Source organism: Bordetella pseudohinzii, from assembly GCF_000657795.2.
GTDB classification, from domain to species: domain Bacteria; phylum Pseudomonadota; class Gammaproteobacteria; order Burkholderiales; family Burkholderiaceae_B; genus Bordetella; species Bordetella pseudohinzii.
This window is the reverse complement of record NZ_JHEP02000007.1, coordinates 46,039-63,484: the sequence shown is the minus strand read 5'-3', so window position 1 is coordinate 63,484 and position 17,446 is coordinate 46,039. Positions and strand designations below refer to the sequence as shown.

The window sequence follows — 17,446 nt, the reverse complement described above, 5'->3', positions numbered from 1 at the left end:
CCGCATCCCATCGGGCATGACCGCGCATGGCGCGCGGATCAGGCCCGGCTCAACAGGGCAGGGACATCCGGCAGCGCGGTCTTGACCCCCGGCGCGTCGGCCGCGAGGCTGTCGAGCAGGCGTTCGAGGTGGCCGATGTGCGGCAGCATGGTGCCGTAGAAAAGCGTGCGTCCTCCCGCCTGCACCAGCAGGGTGGGGAAATTCTCGACATCCTCGTCGCCCAGCAGATCGGGGTGGTCCTCGATATCGATCCAGGCAAAGACATGCTCCGGGCGCGCTTGCGCCAGGGCTTCGAGCTTGGGACGGTATTGCTGGCAGGTGTCGCACCAGGCGGCGCAGAAACAGGCGACCAGCCAGCTGTCGGGCCGCGCCAGGGCCTGGCGCAGGCTTTCGGAGTCGGTTCCGGGCAGTAGTAGAGGCATGTGGGCAAATCGCAGCGTGTTTGACTATCATACCCGGCATGCATTTCTTCCGGCAGCGCCCATGACCTTCCCCTCCCAACCGCCCGCTTCCGCCGCCAGCACCGGGGCCGATGTCGCGCGCGCCTTCAAGCGCGCCCTGGTCTCCCAGATGCATCCGAACATGCTGTTCGCGGTGCTGCTGCCCTTTCTGATCGCCCTGGTCGGCGCCATCCTGCTGCTGTGGCTGTTCTGGACGCCGCTGACCGATTGGCTGCGCGTCGAAGCCTCGCAATGGGAGATGGTCAATCGCGTCGACGACTGGCTGGTGACTGTCGGCCTGTTCTCGCTCAAGCTCTATCTTGTCCCGCTGCTGGCCGCCGCCATCCTGCTGCCTGTCTCGGGCATTCTGGGCCTGGCCATCGCCGCGGTCTTCGTCATGCCGCTGGTGCTGCGCCATGTGAGCAAGCGCGAGTATGCCGGTCTTTCGCGGCTGGGCCGCAATGCGACGGTCGTGAGCGTCTGGAATGCCATCTGGGTCAGTGTGATCTTCGCGCTCGGATGGCTGCTGACCCTGCCTTTCTGGCTGGTGCCGCCGATGGCGCTGCTGTTGTCGGTGTTCTGGTGGGCCTTCGCCTTCTCGCGCATGCTGCGGGTCGACGCCATCGTCGAACACGCCAGCCCCGAAGAACGCCGCTGGCTGCTGGCCCGCAACAACATCGGCTTCTGGATCATCGGCCTGATCTGCGCGCTGCTCAACCTGCTGCCGCCGGCCTGGATCATCCTGCCGGTCTATTCCAGCCTGGTGTATGCCCACTACGGCCTGGACAGCCTGCAGCGCCTGCGCGCGCGCCAGCCGCTCGTGATCGACAACTAATCCCCCTTCAGGAATCCCCATGGCCGCAGATACTGCTTCCCGCCGCATCGGTCTTGTCATCGTGGGCGACGAAATCCTTTCCGGACGCCGCCAGGACAAGCATTTTTCGAAAGTGATCGAGATGCTGGCCGCCCGCGGCATGAAGCTGTCCTGGGCCGAGTTCCTGCCGGACGAGCGCGACACGCTGGTGGCGGCCTACCGGCGCAGCTTTGCCAGCGGCGACATCGTGTTTTCCTGCGGGGGCATCGGCGCCACGCCCGACGACCATACCCGCCAGGCGGCCGCCGAGGCGCTGGGTGTTCCGCTTGCGCTGCACCCGGCCGCCGAAGAAGCCATCGTGCAGCGCACCCACGATCTGGCCGCCAAGGGGCAGGGCACGGTGGACATGAGCACGCCGGAGAACCAGCAGCGCCTGCAGATGGGTGTTTTTCCGGCCGGCTGCGAGATTATTCCCAATCCGTATAACCGCATCCCGGGCTTCTATATCCGCGAACACAGCTTCGTGCCCGGCTTCCCGGTCATGGCCTGGCCCATGCTCGAATGGACGCTGGACACCCGCTACCGCGACTTGCAGCACACCCAGCGGCACAGCGAGCATTCTTTCCTGGCGTTCAACATGCCGGAGTCGCGCATCACGCTGTCCCTGCAGGCCCTGGAAGCCCGGTGGCCGGCCGTCAAGGCCTTCAGCCTGCCCAGTGTGGGCGAGGCGGGGGCGCCGGGCCATATCGAGCTGGGCGTCAAGGGCGAGCCCGAGCCGGCGGCCGAAGCGCTGGAGTTCCTGCGTGCCGAGGTCCTGCGCTTAGGGGGACAGTTCGTGCCGCCCGTCAAAGGCTGATGTCAGCCAGGCTGGGTTACAAATAACGGTTGCCAAATCGCCGGCTGAATTTCACAATACGATAAATAAATGATGCTGCGTTGCCGCATTTGGGCGCGCGCCTGAGACCATGTCCCGTCTGCCTTCCGCCTCTGTCACCACGCCGGACTCCGATGCCGGTCAGCCGCAAATCGCCATCCAGGTGATCGAGCGCGCCATGAGTCTGCTTGACGCCCTGGCCGCGCAGCCGGAGCCGGTCACCCTGAAAGAACTGTCGGCCACGACGGGCCTGCATGCCTCCACGGCCCATCGCATCCTGAACGACCTGGTCATCGGCCGCTATGTCGAGCGGGTGGACAACGGCCTGTACCAGCTGGGCATGCGCCTGCTCGAACTGGGTTCGCTGGTCAAGGGCCGCCTCAACGTGCGCGAAGCCGCCATCGGCATCATGCGCAATCTGCACCGTTCCACCGGGCAGACCATCAACCTCTCCGTGCAGCAGGGCGACGAGATCGTCTACATCGACCGCGCCTGGAGCGAGCGCTCCGGCATGCAGGTCGTGCGGGCCATCGGCGGCCGCGCGCCGCTGCACCTGACGTCCACCGGCAAGCTGTTCCTGTCGACCTGGGACCAGCGCCAGGTGCGCGCGTACGCCTTGCGCACCGGCCTGGCCGGCCATACCCGCAACAGCCTGACCGAGCCTGACCGCCTCGAGCGCGAACTGGCCCTGGTGCGCCGCCATGGTTACGCGCGCGACAACGAGGAGCTGGAGCTGGGCGTGCGCTGTATCGCCGCGGGCATCCGCGACGACACCGGCCGCCTGGTGGCGGGCCTGTCCATTTCCGCGCCGGCCGAACGCCTGCAGGACGAATGGGTGCGCCTGCTCATCGATGCCGCGGCGACCATCTCCGAAGCCCTGGGATTCGAGCCCGACGGCCATCCCAGCAGCGTGGCCGCGGCCTGAATCCGGCCAGGCGCAAAGACAAATGCCCCCAGCCGGGGGCATTTGTCTTGAAAGCGCCCGTCCATCAGGACAGGCGCTTGGCCGGGCTTATTGCTTTTCGACGCCCGCCTTCGAGAACAGCTTCTCCCATTGCGGGACTTGCTGCTTGACCTTGGCGTCCAGCGCCTGGGGGTTGGCTTCCGAACCCAGCACGGTGGCGCCCAGCTGCTTCATGCGTTCCTGGAACTTGGGATCGGCCAGGCCGGCCTGCAGGGCCTTGATGAGCTTGTCCTGCACGGGCTGGGGCGTGGCCTTCGGCACCCACATGCCATGCCAGATACCGACTTCAAAGCCCTTGAAGCCGGATTCGTCCATCGTGGGCAGGTCGGGCAGCGTCGGCACGCGCTTGAGGCTGGTGACGGCATAGGCCTTGACCTTGCCCGAGGTGATCTGCTGGGTCGTGTTGGTGGTCTGGTCGCACAGCAGGTCCACCTGCTTGCCCAGCAGGTCGTTCATGGCCGGCGCCGTGCCCTTGTACGGGATGGTCAGCAGATTCACGCCGAAGGCTTCGGCCAGCATCACGCCGCACAGATGGCTGGCCGCGCCGATGCCGGCATTGGCCAGCGAGATCTTGTCGTGGTTCTTCTTCACGTACTCGGCCAGTTCCTTGATGTTGTTGGCCGGGAAGTCCGAGCGGGCGATGATGGTCATGGGCACGTCCACGACCAGGCCGATCGGCGCGAAGCTGGTGTAGGGATCGTAGCCGGGGTTCTTGTACAGCGACGGCGCGGTCGAGAAGCCTGCGTGCATCAGCAGCACCTGGTAGCCATCGGCCGGGGCGCGGGCCACCTGGTTGGTGCCGATGGTGCCGCCTGCGCCGCCCTTGTTTTCGACGACGATGGTTTCGCCCAGCGCGGGACGCATCGCTTCCGCCAGGGAGCGCGCGACGTTATCCGTCGGGCCGCCAGCGGCGAAGGGCACCACCATGTTGACGGGGTGATCCGGGTAGGCGGCCAGGGCGCTGCCGGCGGCGAGCATCGTGCCGGCGGCGAGGGCTGCCGTAAGCGTGCGGGAAAGGCGGGTCATGGGGTCTCCAATGCAGGGAAAAACGCTGCGAATGACTTGTTATGGATTGGTCTTCGCCTGACTTGTAATGGATTGTTATCCGTCGGGTGAGGGGGCAAGTGTAGAAAACTCTGGTCCATGCGTCACCCTGGGGAAATTCCTGACAACCGTCAAAAAATGCTTGCCGGACAAGGATTTGTCCGGGTTGTTGCAATGCACAAAAAAAGCTTGACAGCCTTTTTTCCCGACCTACAATACCAATTGTGCATTGCAGCAAACGAGCCGGCGGTCGTTGCACCAGGTCCGCGCCCGTTTGGTGGTAGGTCACCGGCCCATGAGGCCGGCCCATCCTAATTACTGTGAAGGAGAACCCCTATGAGCGCCATCCCCCAACACGTCCTGGCTCGCCAGAAATCCGCCATCCAGTCCCTGGTCGCCGCCCAGACCGCCCTTTTCGGCGGTTTCGAGAAGCTGGTCGACCTGAACCTGAAGGTGGTCAAGGCCACGCTGGATGAGGTTGCCCAGAAGTCCAAGCAAGCGGTCGATCTGAAGGATGCGCAGGATGCGGCTTCCTTCACCTCCGGCCTGGTGCAGCCCAGCGCCGAAAAAGCCCTGGCCTACGGCAAGCATGTCTACGACATCATCAACACGGTGCAGGCCGACCTGGCCAAGCTGGCTGAAGAACAGATCGCCGAAGGCCAACAGCAGATCCAGGAAGCCGTCGAGCAGTTCTCCAAGAACGCGCCGAGCGGCTCCGAAAGCGCTGTTGCCCTGATCAAGTCCTCGCTGGCGACCGCCAACAGCGCCTACGATTCGCTGACCAAGGCCGCCAAGCAGGCCGCCGAAGTCGCCGAGTCCAACCTGAACGCCGCGGCCAACGCCACGTTCAAGGCGGCCTCGGACGCCGCTGAAGTCGCCACGAAGGCCGCCGGTCGCACGCGCCGCGCCGCCTGATGTCAGTGGCTGATTGACGGTCCAGGGCCCGCTGGCGCTTTTGCCGCCGGTTTTTCGCGCGGCGGGCTTGTTGTTGTGGCCGTGTCTGTAGTACTGTTGAGTGACAGAGCAGAGCTGGAATTAGGGCCACCCGTAACGGGGTGGCCTTTTTTTATGCGCGGCCGCTTGCGGCCGCCGCGCTTTAACGGGCAGGGGCCGTATTTTTGAGCGTGCCCACGCACTCGCCGACCAGGCCGGGGCCGCGGTAGATCAAACCGGTGTAGAGCTGCACGGCGTCGGCGCCGGCGGCGATTTTCTCGCGCGCCTGCTGGCCCGAGACGATGCCGCCCACGCCGATGATGGCCAGCGCCGTGCCGACCCGCTGGCGCAGGCGCTCGATGACGGCCAGGGACAATTCATGCACCGGCGCGCCCGACAGCCCGCCGGCTTCATTGGCATGGGGCATGCCCTGCACGGCCTCGCGCGACAGGGTGGTGTTGGTGGCGATGACGCCGTCCACGCCATTGGCCAGCAGGGTGTCGGCGATGACGTCGATCTGTTCTTGCGTGAGGTCGGGGGCGATCTTGACCACCAGGGGCACCTGCCGCTGGTGCTGCTGCGCGAGCTCGGCGCGCTTGTCGCGCAGGGCGGCCAGCAGCTGGGAGAGTTCGTCGCCGCCTTGCAGGGCGCGCAGATTCTTGGTGTTGGGCGAAGAGATATTTACGGTGACGTAATCGGCATGCGGATATACGCCGGCCAGGCCGATGAGATAGTCATCGGCCGCGCGCTCGATGGGCGTGTCGGCGTTCTTGCCGATGTTCAGGCCCAGGATGCCGCCTTCGCTGCGAAAGCGGCTGCGCGCGACATTGGCCAGGAAGGCATCCAGGCCCTGGTTGTTGAAACCCAGGCGGTTGATGAGCGCGTTGGCCCTGGGCAGCCGGAACATGCGCGGCTTGGGGTTGCCCGGCTGGGCGCGCGGCGTGACCGTGCCCACTTCCACGAAACCGAAACCCATATTGCCCAGGGCGTCGATATGGGCGCCGTTTTTGTCCAGCCCCGCGGCCAATCCCACGGGATTGCGCAGCGACATGCCCATCAGCGTGGTCGGCAGGCGGGGCTGATCATGCAGCCAGCGCCGCGTCGCGCCGCAGTCATAGGCGCGCTGCAAGCCCGCGAGGGTGACTTCGTGGGCGGTTTCCGCGTCCATGGCGAACAGCGCCGGGCGGGCCAGGGGGTAGGCATTGAAGAGGATAGACATGAGGCGGAATTGTAAGCGAGACGGCGCTCGCGCCAAGCGCCCTCAGGGCGCGCGCCACTGGCCGTCGACGTGGATTTCCTGGGGCTGGAAGCCGGCCTTGTAGGCCATTTTGCGGCTGTCCTTGATCCAATACCCCAGGTAAAGCCAGGGCAGCTCCAGCATGCGGCATTGTTCGATCTGCCAGAGGATGCTGTAGGTGCCCAGGCTGCCGGCCGCCTCGGGGTCGTAAAAGGTGTAGACCGAGGACAGGCCGTCCTCCAGGACGTCGATGATGGACACCATCACGAGCGCGCCGTCCGGCCGGCGGAACTCGACCAGCCGGGTGTTGACCCGCGAGGTCAGCAGGAATTGCGCATACTGGCTGCGGCTGTCGTCGTCCATGCCGCCGCCCGGATGCCGGCCCTGCTGGTAGCGCGTGTAAAGCTCGTAGTGCTCGGGCGACCAGGCCAGCTCGGCCACGAAGGCGCGCAGGTCCTGGTGGGCCTTCCAGGCGCGGCGCTGGCTGCGGTTGGGCGTGTAGCGGGCGGCATCCACCCGCACCGGCGTGCAGGCCCGGCAGTTGTCGCAATGCGGGCGGTAGGTAAACAGGCCGCTGCGCCGGAAGCCCTGCTGCACCAGTTGGGAATAGGTGCCGGCGTTGATCAGATGGCCGGGCGCCGCGACCTGCGACCGCGCCTGGCGGCCCGGCAGATAGCTGCACGGGTAGGGCGCGGTGGCATAGAACTGCAGCGTTGAAAAAGGGAGTTCTTTAAGCTGGCTCATCCGGGTCGGCAGCCGGCGCATAGAGGCGCGGCCGAGTCCCCATATTAACGCTGATCGGCCGCGTCGATGATCTCGCCCGTCTGAAGCAGAATGCCCGGGCGCCAGGGCGGCGCGGGCAGGGTGATGGCTTGCGCCACGTGTCCGAGGAAGCGGGGGCGGGGCACCGGACGCGCGCCCAGGCTGGCGAGATGCCGTGTCTGCTGCTGGCAGTCTATCCAGGCCACGCCGTGGCGCTTGAGCAGGCCGACCAGATAGGCCAGCGCGATCTTGGAGGCATCGGTGGCATGGGCGAACATGGATTCGCCGAAGAACATGCCGCCCAGGCTGACGCCATAAAGGCCGCCGGCCAATCGGCCGTCCATCCAGGTTTCGATGCTGTGCGCCTGGCCGGCCGCGTGCCAGGCCCGGTAGGCGGCCTGCACCTCGGCCGTGATCCAGGTGCCCGGTTGGCCCTGGCGCGTGCCGGCGCAGGCGGCGATCACCTCGCCGAAGGCCGTGTCCACCCGCACCGTGATCCGGGGCGAGGCCGCCTGTTCGGCGCGGGCCAGGCCGCGCAGCTTCTTGCGCAGGGAATGCGAGGGGGAAAAATCCGCGCAGGCCAGCACCATGCGCGGGTCGGGGCTCCACCAGAGAATAGGCTCGCCTTGCGAATACCAGGGGAAGATGCCCTGGGAATAGGCCTCGCGCAGCCGGGCGACCGTCAGCTCCCCTCCAGCGGCCAGCAATCCGTTGGGTTCGGCCAGCGCCGTGTCGGCCGGCGGAAACGGGGTGTCGGCGTGCAGCCAGGGCAGCTTCAAGATGGGCGGTGGGACTCTAGCGTGTAGTGATGCGTCGGAAAGCTGCCTGCGCGGCGGTCCTGCAGATAGCGTTCCAGCGTGGTGGCCACGGTGCGGAAGGCCAGGTCATCCCAGGGTATCTCGGCTTCGTCGAAAAAACGGGCTTCCAGGCTTTCGGGGCCGGGATCCAGCTCGGGGCCCAGCACCTCGGCCAGATAGAAGATATGCACCTGCTCGATCTGGGGCACGTCGATGATGGTGTAGAGCTGGCCCAGGCGGATCCGCGCGCCGGATTCCTCCAGGGTTTCGCGGCCGGCGCCCTGGGCGGTGCTTTCGCCCAGCTCCATGAAGCCGGCCGGCAGCGTCCAGGTGTTGTAGCGCGGCTCGATGGCGCGGCGGCACAGCAGGATGCGGCCCTCCCATACCGGGACCGTGCCGACCACCATGCGCGGGTTCTGGTAATGGATGGCGCCGCAGTGGTCACAGACGTCCCGTTCCCGGTTGTCGCCTTCTGGCACGCGGTGGCGGATGGGCGAGCCGCATTGGCTGCAGAAATTGGCGCGGCGCGGGGCCGGAAAGTAATGGGTGGGCGCGGTCATGGGTTTGATTCTACCGGTTGCGTCCGCCGCCGGCAGGGGAAGTTTGCTTGCCGAAATGCGTTTCCAGGTGCTCGACAAAGGAGCGCACCTTGGGCGAGAGCAGGCGGCGATGCGGGTAGACGGCCATCATGGTGATGGGCGGGCGGCCATACTCCGGCAACACCGGCACCAGCCGGCCGGCGCGCAAATCCTCGCCCACCAGGAACTCGGGTTGCTGGATGACGCCATGCCCGGCCAGCGCGGCGGTGCGCAGGACGTCGCCGTTGTTGGCCCGCATCGCGGGATTGATGCGCACCAGCGTGGTCTGCCCGTCTTTCTCGAAGGTCCAGTCATTGCCGCCGCTGGCATAGCTGTAGTGCAGGCAGCGATGCTGGCGCAAGTCTTCCGGGTGGGCCGGCGTGCCGTGGCGGGCCAGATAGGCCGGCGCGGCGCAGACGTGCAGCGGCTGGGGAGCCAGCGGGCGGGCCACCAGCGAGGAGTCCGTCAGCGGGCCGATGCGGACCGCGACGTCATAGCCGTCCTCCACGAGGTCCACGACCCGGTCGTTGAGGTCGAGGTCGATGACCACCTGGGGATAGGTCAGCAGGTAATCGGCGATGGCCGGCCCCAGATGCAGGGTGCCGAACGAGACCGGCGCGGCGATGCGCAGCCTGCCGGTGGGCTGGCTGCCCTGCGCCTGCAAGGCCAGGTCCAGCTCGGCCAGTTCATTGAGCAGGGGACGCACGCGCTCATAGAAGGCGCGGCCCGCGTCCGTCAGGCTGAGTTTGCGGGTGCTGCGGTTGAGCAGACGCACGCCATATTTTTCTTCCAGGAAGGCGATCTGGCGGGTGACGACGGATCGCGCGAGGCCGGCGCGGTCGGCCGCCGCGGCAAACGAGCCCAATTCCACGACCTTGGCGAAGGTCTGCATGGCGCCGTAAGTGTCCATATTGTTCCTGAATCGGCAATAACCATTTGCGATTTTCGCGGTTTATCTCCGGTTTTGGAATGGACAAAATGCCTGCATCGCCTTTGACGGCGATTCGATGGTTTCCTGGAGATAACAATGATCGATAACCGCAGCGCGCCGTATGCGGCGTTTCTTCTGCGCCTGATGCTGGGCGTGATGTATCTGGCCCATGGCCTGACCAAATTGCTGGTGTTCACCCTGCCCGGCACCGCGCAGTTCTTCGCCAAGATCGGCTTTGCGGGCTGGCTGGCCTACCCGGTGACGTTTTTTGAAATCGTGGGCGGCATCTTCCTGATCCTGGGCATTGTGCCGCGCTGGGTCGCCGCGGCTGGCGCCGTCCAGCTGCTGGTGGCCGCCACGGTGCATTTCGGCAATGGCTGGGGCTTTGGCAACCCGGGCGGCGGCTGGGAGTACCCGGTGTTCCTGGCCCTGTCGGCCGTGGTGCTGGCGCTGCTGGGCGATGGCAAGTTCGCCCTGGTCAGGAGCTGCCGTCGGGCCTAGGCCGGGCCACGAAGCCCAGCCGGCCGGGCAGGCCGGCCGCCTCGGCCTGGCCTAGCGGCGCCCGGCTGCCCAAGCCCCGCAGGGACTGCGGGGCTTGCAGCGCCTCGGGTGCATCCAGCAAGGCGCGGCCGTCGTCCAGGACCAGGCGATCCAGCACGGCTTGCAGATCCCGGTCATCGAGCAGCCCCGGCCCCAGATCGGTCTCGGCCCAGAGCTGGCCGCTGTCATCCAGCCACCAATGCCGGATGGCACGGACCGCGAGGCGGTTGTGGCTGACCAGGCCCTGGGCGCTGTCGTCCAGCCGCAGGATGTAGGGCGCGCCCAGCAGGTCGACATAGACCCGTTGCGGGCCATTCTGGAAAAACCAGCAGCCGGCCGCATCGGCCGCATAGTTGCGGTCCATGAAGGCCAGAATCTGCGGATTGGTGATGGCTTGCGCCGCTCCCTGGTCGGGATGCAGGCGCCAGCGCCCGCGCTTGTCCAGCGACAGCCATCCATAGACGGCGGGGACATCCGGCCAGCGTTGCAGGGCGTCTAATACAGCTTGATCCATGATGAGCGGCCAGGCGGCAACAGGCCGCGCCGGGTCATTATAGGCAAGCGCTCAGGGGCGGATGACGATGGGCGGGGGCTGGATGACGATGGACGGCGCCATATAGGCCGGCTGCGGATAGACGGCCTGGGGGTAGACCGGCTGCGCATAGGCCGGCTGGCACTTGCGCTTTTCTTTGTACTCGCCGTTGCGCTTCCATTTGCGCTCCACCTTGCAGGCGCCATCCCAGTATTTTTCTTTGTACTCGCCGCCGCGATGGTGGCGATGGCCGTCGGCCAGCGCGGGCGCGGCCGAAAGCGAGACCAGCATGGCCAGCAGCGCGCCGGGCAGGGCACGGCGCCAGGTCGGCTTGGTGATTTTCATAGGGTTCAAGTTATTGTCAGTAATGCGCCCACCATAGCAAGGCGGAAGGCAATTTCTCACTGCCAGCGGTAGGCAACCGTAAGCAAATGCGGACAAACCGGCCCTGGCGTGCCCGGCTGTTACGCCTGGTTGCTTGAACGCCGGTTAAAGCCGTGGGATCGCGGGGCCGAGGATGGGGCCCGGGGCTGGCCTGGGCCCACAGGGCGGCGGCGCAAGTCCCGCCGCTTGCCGGGCCCACATGAAAAAACCCCGTTCGGAAAAGACCGGAACGGGGTTTTGAATTTGGAGGCGCAAGCCGGAATCGAACCGACGTACACGGATTTGCAATCCGCTGCATAACCACTCTGCCATTGCGCCGGCAGTGCAAAACGCTGCTGCAAGAAAAAAGGAAGCAAGGGCTAGATGCCTTAAGCTTCCCTTTTTGAATTTGGAGCGGGAAACGAGTCTCGAACTCGCGACCTCAACCTTGGCAAGGTTGCGCTCTACCAACTGAGCTATTCCCGCAGGGCTTCGTGTTCAACGAAGAAAAGGATTATACACATTTTTTTCGCGCATGTTCAAGCGGGCGTCTCCAGGTGGCGCATGGCCTGGGCCAGTTCTTCAGCGGACAGCTCACGGGCGATGACGACCAGGGCGCCGGCCTGCGGCGCCGCGGCCTGGCCGGCCAGGGGTTCGGGGGTGTTGAACAGGTGATGCACGCCATGGACGGCCCGCAGCGAACCGTCGCTCCAGCGCAGCAGGCCTTTGACGCGCAGCAGGCGTTCGCCCATGTGCTGTTGCAGATAGCGCACCCAGCGCGCATAGGCCTCCCAGCTTATGGGGCCGGTCTGCCGCCACACATAGGAGGCGATGCCGTAGCGCAGCACGTGCGCGATGGGAGTGGCCGGGCCGCCGGCCTGCGCGGGCACGGCGTCGAGGTGCCCGGCCTGCAGGTCCTCGAACAGGGCCGGCGCGCTGCGGTCGATATTGTCCGGCGTCGTGGCCAGTACGCCCGCGGTGGGGTTGCGCTCGGCCAGCAGCTGCCGGGCGGCGGCCGCCGCCTGGGGCGCGGCGATATCGGTCTTGGTGAGCGCGATGCGGTCGGCGATGGCGATCTGGGTGGCCGCCTCGCGGTAGTCCTGCACGGTTTGCGCGCCATGCACGGCGTCCAGCGTGGCGACCGCGCCGGCAAAGCGGTAGTGGCGCGCGATCAGCGTGTCCGAGGCCAGGGTGTTGATCACCGGCCCCGGGTCGGCCAGGCCGGAAGTCTCGACCACGACACGCGCGAACGGCGGCAATTCGCCGCGCTGGCGGCGGTAGTACAAGGACTCCAGCGTGTCGGCCAGCGAGCTGCTGGAGGCGCAGCACAGGCAGCCCGAATCCAGCAGCACCACGTCGCTGTCATCGGCCTGGCCCAGCAGCAGATGGTCCAGGCCGACTTCGCCGAACTCATTGATGATGACGGCGGTGTCCTGGAAGGCCAGGCTGTGCACCAGGCGCGAGAGCAGGGTGGTCTTGCCGCTGCCCAGAAAGCCGGTCAACAGATAGACCGGCAGGGCGGTCGCCGTGTTCATGGCATCAATCGGCCTTGGGGGCGGGCAGGGCTCGCAGATAGTCCTGCACTTCGACGCTGGGAATGACGTCGGCGTACTTGCAGTTCAGGTCGAACAGGCTCATGGCGTGGCTGGACTGGAAGCGGTCGAACGCGCATTCCTCGGGGATGATGACCTTGAAATTATAGGAATAGGCATCGACCGTGGTGGCGCGCAGGCAGCCCGAGGAGGTGCAGCCCACCAGGATCAGCGTGTCCACGTCCAGGAAGTTCAGGTGGCTCATGAAGATCGTGCCGAAAAAGCACGAGGGCTTCTGCTTGGTGATGCGGATGTCCTGCGGGCGCGGCGCCAGGGGCTCGACGGTTTGCGTGGCATGGGTGTCGGCCAGCACGGTTTTTTCCCCGCCACGGTGGTTCTTGCCCACTTGCACGCCGCTGTCGAGCAGGTCGGCGCGGCGGCCGCTTTCGGTATAGAACACCGGAATGTTCTTGTCGCGCGCCAGTTCCAGCAGGGGCACGATATGTTCGACGGCTTCCCAGGCTTCGCGGCCGCAATGGGTGCGGTACTGCTTCAGGCCTTCGAGTATGTCCTGGGGCGTGTCGCCGCAGAAGTTGTATTGCACATCGATGATGAACAGGGCGGGGCGCTTGCCGAAGCCGCCGCGCTTGCCATAGCCGGCCTGGGCCAGCACCTGCTTGTCGCGCTCGGTCAGAAAGTCGTCCCAGATGCGTTTCTTGGTTTCGCTCATGTCGGTTCCTGCGGAAGAATCAAAATCGGTTGAGATAGCGGCCGCCGGGCTCGGCGCGCGCCTGGTCGGTGATGCGGCCGTCCAGGGCGATGGTGCGGCCGCGCACCAGGGTGCGCACCGGCCAGCCCTTGAGGGTCATGCCTTCATAGGGCGAGTAGTCGGAGTTCGACTCCAGCGTGGCCGGATCGACCACGCGCTCCAGGTCGGGATCGACCACGACCAGGTCGGCGTCCTTGCCGATCTCGATGCTGCCCTTGCCAGGCATGCGATAGAGGCTCGCGCTGTTCCCGGCGGCGACCTTCATCAGGGTCTCCAGCGGCACGCCGCGGCGGTGATAGCCCTCATGCAGCAGGATGGGCAGCATCAGGCCGGTGCCCGGGAAACCGTTGCTGGCCGCCCAGATGTCCTTGTCCTTGGTGGCGCGCTTGCGCGGGACATGGTCGGTGCCTATGGTGGTGATGGAGCCGTCGAGCACGCCTTCCCACATGGCTTCGACGTCATCCTGGCCGCGCACCGGCGGATTGACCTTGGCATAGGCGCCGGCCGGCGATTCGTCATTCAGGAAGAGATAGTGCGGGCAGGTCTCGACATAGATGGGGGGCGCGCCGGGCGTGCGGCGGTGGCGGCGCGCCTCGTCCAGGGCTTCGCGGCTGCTCAGGTGCACGATGTTGACGGCCGCGCCCACCTTGTTGGCGAAGTAGCACACGCGGTGCACGTTCTCGGCCTCGAGGAAATCGGGGCTTTGCTCGTTCCAGGCCTTGAGGTCGTCGCGTCCGGCCGCGCGCAGCGGATCGCGCAGCACGGGGATCACTTCGACGTTCTCGCAGTGTACGCCCATGATGGCGCCGGGAATGGCCGCCGTGGTCTTGAGCGCCGAGTACAGCAGCCCGTCGTCGATGTCGGTAAAGCCCTTGGACAGCCCCGCCGCGCCCTTGTACATCATATAGAGCTTGTAGGAAGACACGCCGAAGCGGCGCGAGATGTCCTCCAGCGTTTCCACATGCAGGTGGCTGGTGATGCCGAAATGAAAGCCGAAGTCCACGCAGCTCTGGGCCAGCGCGCGTTCGCGCACGGCATCGAAAGACTCGCGGATATCGGCCGAACGGTGGAAGGACAGCACCGAGGTCGTGCCGCCCAGCGCGGCGAAGCGCGATTCGGTCTCGAAGTCCGTCTCGGGCGAGCCGAAACCAAAATGCACATGCGGATCGATCAGGCCGGGCAGCACCCACAAGCCCTGGCAGTCAATGGTTTCGCGCGCCGCGGGGGCATCGCCCGGTTCGGCGATCAGCACGATGCGCCCGTCGCGCACGCCCAGGACGCCTTCGGTCAGGCCCTGGCCGGGCAGCATCAGTCTTGCATTGATAAGTACGAGGTCCAGCATGGTTGTCATTTCCTGCTCAAGCGGGGTTGGCGGCCGGTTCATTCAAGAAACTGTGCAGCACGCTGGCGGGGATGCCGCCGGCGGCCATGAGGTGGCGCTCGGCTTCGGTCAGCACCTGGGCGCGCACGGTAAAGCGGGTTGTCCTGCCGTCGGCGGCCCGGGCGGTGACTTCGATGGGTTCGGCGGCCATGATGCCGGCCTCGACATTGCGCAGCGCCAGTTGTTCGCTGCCGTCCAGGCCCAGCTGGCGCCAGCCCTGGCCGTCCTCGAAGGCCAGCGGCAGCACGCCCATGCCGACGAGGTTGGCGCGGTGGATGCGCTCGAAGGATTCGGCGATCACCGCGCGCACGCCCAGCAGCGCCGACCCCTTGGCGGCCCAGTCGCGGCTGCTGCCCATGCCATAGTCCTTGCCGCCCAGCACAATGGCGGCGGCGCCTTCCTGGCGGTAGGCGGCCGCGGCCTCGAAGATGGTGGTCTGGGCGCCATCCGGGAAGTGCCGCGTGAAACCGCCCTCGGTGCCGGGCACGAGTTCGTTCTTGATGCGGATATTGCCGAAGGTGGCGCGCGTCATCACATGGTGGTTGCAGCGCCGCGCCACATAGGTATTGAAATCACGCGGCGCCAGGCCGGCCTGGGCGAGGTAGCGGCCGGCCGGCGTGTCCGCGGGGATTTCGCCGCTGGGCGAAATATGGTCCGTGGTGAGCGAATCGCCGAAAGCGGCCAGCACGCGGGCCTGCCGCAGGCTGCTTGCCAGATCTTGCAGCGGCTGGCGCGGGCCGTCCTGGAAAAAGGGCGGCTCGACCAGGTAGTCCGACGACGGGTCCCAGGGAAAGCGCAGCCCGGCGGGGGCCTGCAGCTCGCGCCAGATGGCGCTGTCCAGGCTTTCGGCGGCGTACACCTCGGCGAAGATGCGCGGGTTGGCGGCGTAGGGCAGCAGGGCCTGGATTTCCTGCGGCGTGGGCCAGACATCGGCCAGGTAGACGGGGCGGCCGTCATGGCCCCGGCCCAGGGCTTCGCGTTCGAGATCGATGTCGATGCGGCCGGCCAGGGCGTAGAGGACGACCATGGCGGGCGAGCCGATGTAGTTGGCGCGCACCAGCTTGTGGATGCGGCCTTCGAAATTGCGGTTGCCCGACAGCACGGCGGCGGTGACCAGGCCCTGCTCGCCGATGGCCTCGGTGGCTGCGGGCGTCAGCGGGCCGGACTTGCCGCCGCAGGTGGTGCAGCCATAGCCGATGACCTCGAACCCCTGGCCCTGCAAGGCTTCGAGCAGGCCGGCATCCTGCAGATAGCGGGTGACCGCGCGCGAACCGGGCGCCAGTGAGCGCTTGAGCCAGGCCGGCGGCGTCAGCCCCAAGGCCAGCGCCTTCTTGGCCACCAGGCCCGCGGCCAGCATGACGGCCGGATTGGAGGTATTGGTGCAGGAGGTGATGGCCGCCAGCGTGATCGAACCGTGCGTCGGCGTGTCGCGCGTGGCCGGCGCCGGCGCCGCGGGCAGGCCGAAGCCGCCTTCGTTCAGCGGCCGGGTCAGTCGGCCGCGAAAATCCGCCGGCACGTCCTGCCAGGGCATGCGGTCCTGCGGCCGGCGCGGGCCCGCCATGCTGGGCAGCGCTTCGGACAGGTCGATATCGATGACGCGGCTGTATTGCGGCGCGGGCGTGCCGGCATCGCGCCAGAGATGATTGGCCTTGGCGTAGTCTTCGATCAGCTGCACCTGAGTCTCGGGCCGTCCCGTCATTCGGGCGTAGGCCAGGCTTTGGGCATCGATCGGAAAGAAACCGCAGGTGGCGCCATACTCGGGCGCCATATTGGCGATGGTGGCGCGTTCTGGGATGCTGAGTTCGGCCGCCGCGGGGCCGAAGAACTCCACCATCCGGCCGGTCACGCCGGCTTGCCGCAGGCGCTGGGTGATGAGTAGCGCCGCGTCCGTGGTCAAGGCGGGCGGGCGGATGCGGCCGCTCAGGCGCACGCCCACCACATCGGGGATGGGGAAGGTATAGGCCTGGCCCAGCAGGGCGGCCTCGGCATCGATGCCGCCCACGCCCCAGCCCAGCACGCCCAGGGCGTTGACCATGGGCGTATGCGAGTCGCCGCCGATCACGAAATCGGGATAGGCCCAGCTGCCATCGCCGCGCTCGCGCGTGGCCACCACGGGCGCGAGATACTCCAGGTTGATCTGGTGAATGATGCCCATGCCGGGCGGAATCACGCGCAGACCCTTGAAGGCCTGTTGCGCCCATTTGAGGAAGCGGTAGCGCTCGTCGTTGCGCTCGAACTCCCGCCTCAGGTTGCGCGAGACCGCCTGCGCGTCGCCCCAGTGGTCCACCTGCAGCGAATGGTCGACGATGAGATCGACCGGGATGCGGGTGTCGACGCGGGCCGCGTCGCCGCCATGGCGGGCGACGGCGTCGCGCAGGGCCGCCAGGTCCTGCAGCACGGGCAGGCCGCTGGAGTCCGGCAGGATGACGCGCGCCACGTGCAGGGCGAGGTCGGCGCCCACGTGGTCGCGCCAATGCCACAGCCGCTGGATCTCCTCGGCGGAAACGGCGTCGCCCCAGTGCTGATGACGGTAAAGATTCTCCAGCAGGATGCGAATGACGTAAGGCTGCGCTTGCAGGTCGCGGCCCTGTGCTCGGGCCGCGCCGGCCAGGTCCATATAGTGCAGCGACCGGCCGGCGCTGGATAAAACATGAATCATGGTGGCGAAAGAAGAAATTCCAGGCTGAGGCCATCTTAAGACTGATCTTAGTATAGTGTCAACACTATGGCTGAGAGTGCACAGATTCAGGGGTATGGATCCAGACAGTTTTCCGCGGTTTACAGCGAAGTGTCTAAGCGCACGATCGGAAACCGTCCTGGGGTTTTCCCTGGTATTTTGACCCGATTTGTTGTGACACGCTTTGGCGGTGGCTGGGGTTATCGATATTCCGTGCGCGTCCTTTTGACGGCAAAAGAGTTGACACTTTTCTCTTGGGTTTGCTAGTCTGTCAACAC

18 protein-coding genes and 2 tRNA genes are annotated in these 17,446 nt (G+C 66.4%); 5 read left to right on the top strand and 15 right to left on the bottom strand.

What is annotated here, in order from left to right; all coding sequences use genetic code 11:
• Nucleotides 1-38: 38 nt before the first annotated feature.
• Complete coding sequence (locus L540_RS10780) at nucleotides 39-422, bottom strand: thioredoxin family protein (protein WP_043213391.1); 384 nt, start codon at nucleotides 420-422, stop codon at nucleotides 39-41.
• 61 nt (nucleotides 423-483) lie between these two features.
• Here L540_RS10780 and L540_RS10775 point away from each other — a divergent pair, with 61 nt between their 5' ends.
• From L540_RS10775 to L540_RS10765, 3 genes are all read left to right on the top strand, one after another.
• Nucleotides 484-1,275, top strand: a complete 792-nt coding sequence (locus L540_RS10775) for an EI24 domain-containing protein (protein WP_231584772.1) — start codon at nucleotides 484-486, stop codon at nucleotides 1,273-1,275.
• A 19-nt stretch (nucleotides 1,276-1,294) separates the two neighbouring features.
• Nucleotides 1,295-2,110, top strand: a complete 816-nt coding sequence (locus L540_RS10770) for a competence/damage-inducible protein A (RefSeq protein ID WP_043213395.1) — start codon at nucleotides 1,295-1,297, stop codon at nucleotides 2,108-2,110.
• Nucleotides 2,111-2,219: 109 nt separating this feature from the next.
• Nucleotides 2,220-3,053 (top strand): IclR family transcriptional regulator, encoded by an 834-nt coding sequence (locus L540_RS10765; RefSeq protein WP_043213399.1) that lies wholly within the window; start codon nucleotides 2,220-2,222, stop codon nucleotides 3,051-3,053.
• Between the two features lie 87 nt (nucleotides 3,054-3,140).
• On the opposite strand, the gene L540_RS10760 is transcribed toward L540_RS10765, so the two are convergent.
• Nucleotides 3,141-4,118: a tripartite tricarboxylate transporter substrate binding protein BugD gene (locus L540_RS10760; RefSeq protein WP_043213402.1), complete on the bottom strand. Its 978-nt coding sequence runs from the start codon at nucleotides 4,116-4,118 to the stop codon at nucleotides 3,141-3,143.
• A gap of 354 nt (nucleotides 4,119-4,472) precedes the next feature.
• Here L540_RS10760 and phaP point away from each other — a divergent pair, with 354 nt between their 5' ends.
• Entirely contained in the window at nucleotides 4,473-5,051 is a 579-nt protein-coding gene (phaP, locus tag L540_RS10755) for a TIGR01841 family phasin (RefSeq protein ID WP_043213404.1), read from the top strand.
• A 181-nt stretch (nucleotides 5,052-5,232) separates the two neighbouring features.
• Here phaP and L540_RS10750 read toward each other — a convergent pair whose 3' ends face one another.
• The 5 genes from L540_RS10750 to L540_RS10730 are packed head-to-tail and all read right to left on the bottom strand — an operon-like array spanning nucleotide 5,233 to nucleotide 9,353.
• A complete protein-coding gene (locus tag L540_RS10750; RefSeq protein WP_043213406.1) occupies nucleotides 5,233-6,288 on the bottom strand; it encodes a quinone-dependent dihydroorotate dehydrogenase in 1,056 nt (351 codons plus the stop codon).
• Between the two features lie 42 nt (nucleotides 6,289-6,330).
• On the bottom strand, nucleotides 6,331-7,050 hold the full coding sequence (locus L540_RS10745; protein ID WP_043213408.1) for an arginyltransferase: 720 nt from the start codon (nucleotides 7,048-7,050) through the stop codon (nucleotides 6,331-6,333).
• Nucleotides 7,051-7,094: 44 nt separating this feature from the next.
• Nucleotides 7,095-7,847, bottom strand: a complete 753-nt coding sequence (gene aat, locus L540_RS10740; protein ID WP_043213410.1) for a leucyl/phenylalanyl-tRNA--protein transferase — start codon at nucleotides 7,845-7,847, stop codon at nucleotides 7,095-7,097.
• A complete protein-coding gene (locus L540_RS10735) occupies nucleotides 7,844-8,425 on the bottom strand; it encodes an NUDIX hydrolase (protein WP_043213412.1) in 582 nt (193 codons plus the stop codon). Before L540_RS10735 ends, aat begins: the two co-directional genes overlap by 4 nt.
• A 10-nt stretch (nucleotides 8,426-8,435) precedes the next feature.
• A complete protein-coding gene (locus L540_RS10730) occupies nucleotides 8,436-9,353 on the bottom strand; it encodes a LysR family transcriptional regulator (RefSeq protein WP_043213415.1) in 918 nt (305 codons plus the stop codon).
• A 117-nt stretch (nucleotides 9,354-9,470) separates the two neighbouring features.
• On the opposite strand from L540_RS10730, the gene L540_RS10725 reads away from it, so the two are divergent.
• Nucleotides 9,471-9,875: a DoxX family protein gene (locus tag L540_RS10725; RefSeq protein WP_043213417.1), complete on the top strand. Its 405-nt coding sequence runs from the start codon at nucleotides 9,471-9,473 to the stop codon at nucleotides 9,873-9,875.
• Here L540_RS10725 and L540_RS10720 read toward each other — a convergent pair.
• The 8 genes from L540_RS10720 to acnA all read right to left on the bottom strand — a co-directional run bounded on the left by L540_RS10720 (nucleotide 9,853) and on the right by acnA (nucleotide 17,150).
• On the bottom strand, nucleotides 9,853-10,428 hold the full coding sequence (locus L540_RS10720) for a DUF2946 family protein (protein ID WP_043213419.1): 576 nt from the start codon (nucleotides 10,426-10,428) through the stop codon (nucleotides 9,853-9,855). The two genes, L540_RS10725 and L540_RS10720, sit on opposite strands and share 23 nt — an antisense overlap.
• Before the next feature lie 51 nt (nucleotides 10,429-10,479).
• The gene (locus L540_RS10715) at nucleotides 10,480-10,791 is read right to left on the bottom strand and encodes a CYTH domain-containing protein (protein WP_180961662.1); all 312 of its coding nucleotides are present in this window, start codon (nucleotides 10,789-10,791) and stop codon (nucleotides 10,480-10,482) included.
• 283 nt (nucleotides 10,792-11,074) lie between these two features.
• Nucleotides 11,075-11,148: transfer RNA gene (locus L540_RS10710), tRNA-Cys, on the bottom strand.
• A 71-nt stretch (nucleotides 11,149-11,219) separates the two neighbouring features.
• Nucleotides 11,220-11,295, bottom strand: a tRNA-Gly gene (locus tag L540_RS10705).
• A 53-nt stretch (nucleotides 11,296-11,348) separates the two neighbouring features.
• Nucleotides 11,349-12,344: a CobW family GTP-binding protein gene (locus L540_RS10700; RefSeq protein WP_043213421.1), complete on the bottom strand. Its 996-nt coding sequence runs from the start codon at nucleotides 12,342-12,344 to the stop codon at nucleotides 11,349-11,351.
• A gap of 4 nt (nucleotides 12,345-12,348) precedes the next feature.
• Complete coding sequence (locus L540_RS10695) at nucleotides 12,349-13,071, bottom strand: isochorismatase family protein (RefSeq protein WP_043213422.1); 723 nt, start codon at nucleotides 13,069-13,071, stop codon at nucleotides 12,349-12,351.
• Between the two features lie 19 nt (nucleotides 13,072-13,090).
• Nucleotides 13,091-14,452, bottom strand: coding sequence for a dihydroorotase (locus L540_RS10690; protein WP_043213424.1), 1,362 nt, complete (start codon nucleotides 14,450-14,452; stop codon nucleotides 13,091-13,093).
• Nucleotides 14,453-14,468: 16 nt separating this feature from the next.
• Nucleotides 14,469-17,150: an aconitate hydratase AcnA gene (gene acnA, locus L540_RS10685; protein WP_043213426.1), complete on the bottom strand. Its 2,682-nt coding sequence runs from the start codon at nucleotides 17,148-17,150 to the stop codon at nucleotides 14,469-14,471.
• Nucleotides 17,151-17,446 lie beyond the last annotated feature (296 nt).

Bases quoted from the DNA above. Each gene is read 5' to 3' on its own strand.
- L540_RS10780 (WP_043213391.1), bottom strand. From the start codon at position 422: ATGCCTCTACTACTGCCCGGAACCGACTCCGAAAGCCTGCGCCAGGCC.
- L540_RS10775 (WP_231584772.1), top strand. From the start codon at position 484: ATGACCTTCCCCTCCCAACCGCCCGCTTCCGCCGCCAGCACCGGGGCC.
- L540_RS10770 (WP_043213395.1), top strand. From the start codon at position 1,295: ATGGCCGCAGATACTGCTTCCCGCCGCATCGGTCTTGTCATCGTGGGC.
- L540_RS10765 (WP_043213399.1), top strand. From the start codon at position 2,220: ATGTCCCGTCTGCCTTCCGCCTCTGTCACCACGCCGGACTCCGATGCC.
- L540_RS10760 (WP_043213402.1), bottom strand. From the start codon at position 4,118: ATGACCCGCCTTTCCCGCACGCTTACGGCAGCCCTCGCCGCCGGCACG.
- phaP (WP_043213404.1), top strand. From the start codon at position 4,473: ATGAGCGCCATCCCCCAACACGTCCTGGCTCGCCAGAAATCCGCCATC.
- L540_RS10750 (WP_043213406.1), bottom strand. From the start codon at position 6,288: ATGTCTATCCTCTTCAATGCCTACCCCCTGGCCCGCCCGGCGCTGTTC.
- L540_RS10745 (WP_043213408.1), bottom strand. From the start codon at position 7,050: ATGAGCCAGCTTAAAGAACTCCCTTTTTCAACGCTGCAGTTCTATGCC.
- L540_RS10735 (WP_043213412.1), bottom strand. From the start codon at position 8,425: ATGACCGCGCCCACCCATTACTTTCCGGCCCCGCGCCGCGCCAATTTC.
- L540_RS10730 (WP_043213415.1), bottom strand. From the start codon at position 9,353: ATGGACACTTACGGCGCCATGCAGACCTTCGCCAAGGTCGTGGAATTG.
- L540_RS10725 (WP_043213417.1), top strand. From the start codon at position 9,471: ATGATCGATAACCGCAGCGCGCCGTATGCGGCGTTTCTTCTGCGCCTG.
- L540_RS10720 (WP_043213419.1), bottom strand. From the start codon at position 10,428: ATGGATCAAGCTGTATTAGACGCCCTGCAACGCTGGCCGGATGTCCCC.
- L540_RS10715 (WP_180961662.1), bottom strand. From the start codon at position 10,791: ATGAAAATCACCAAGCCGACCTGGCGCCGTGCCCTGCCCGGCGCGCTG.
- L540_RS10700 (WP_043213421.1), bottom strand. From the start codon at position 12,344: ATGAACACGGCGACCGCCCTGCCGGTCTATCTGTTGACCGGCTTTCTG.
- L540_RS10695 (WP_043213422.1), bottom strand. From the start codon at position 13,071: ATGAGCGAAACCAAGAAACGCATCTGGGACGACTTTCTGACCGAGCGC.
- L540_RS10690 (WP_043213424.1), bottom strand. From the start codon at position 14,452: ATGCTGGACCTCGTACTTATCAATGCAAGACTGATGCTGCCCGGCCAG.
- acnA (WP_043213426.1), bottom strand. From the start codon at position 17,150: ATGATTCATGTTTTATCCAGCGCCGGCCGGTCGCTGCACTATATGGAC.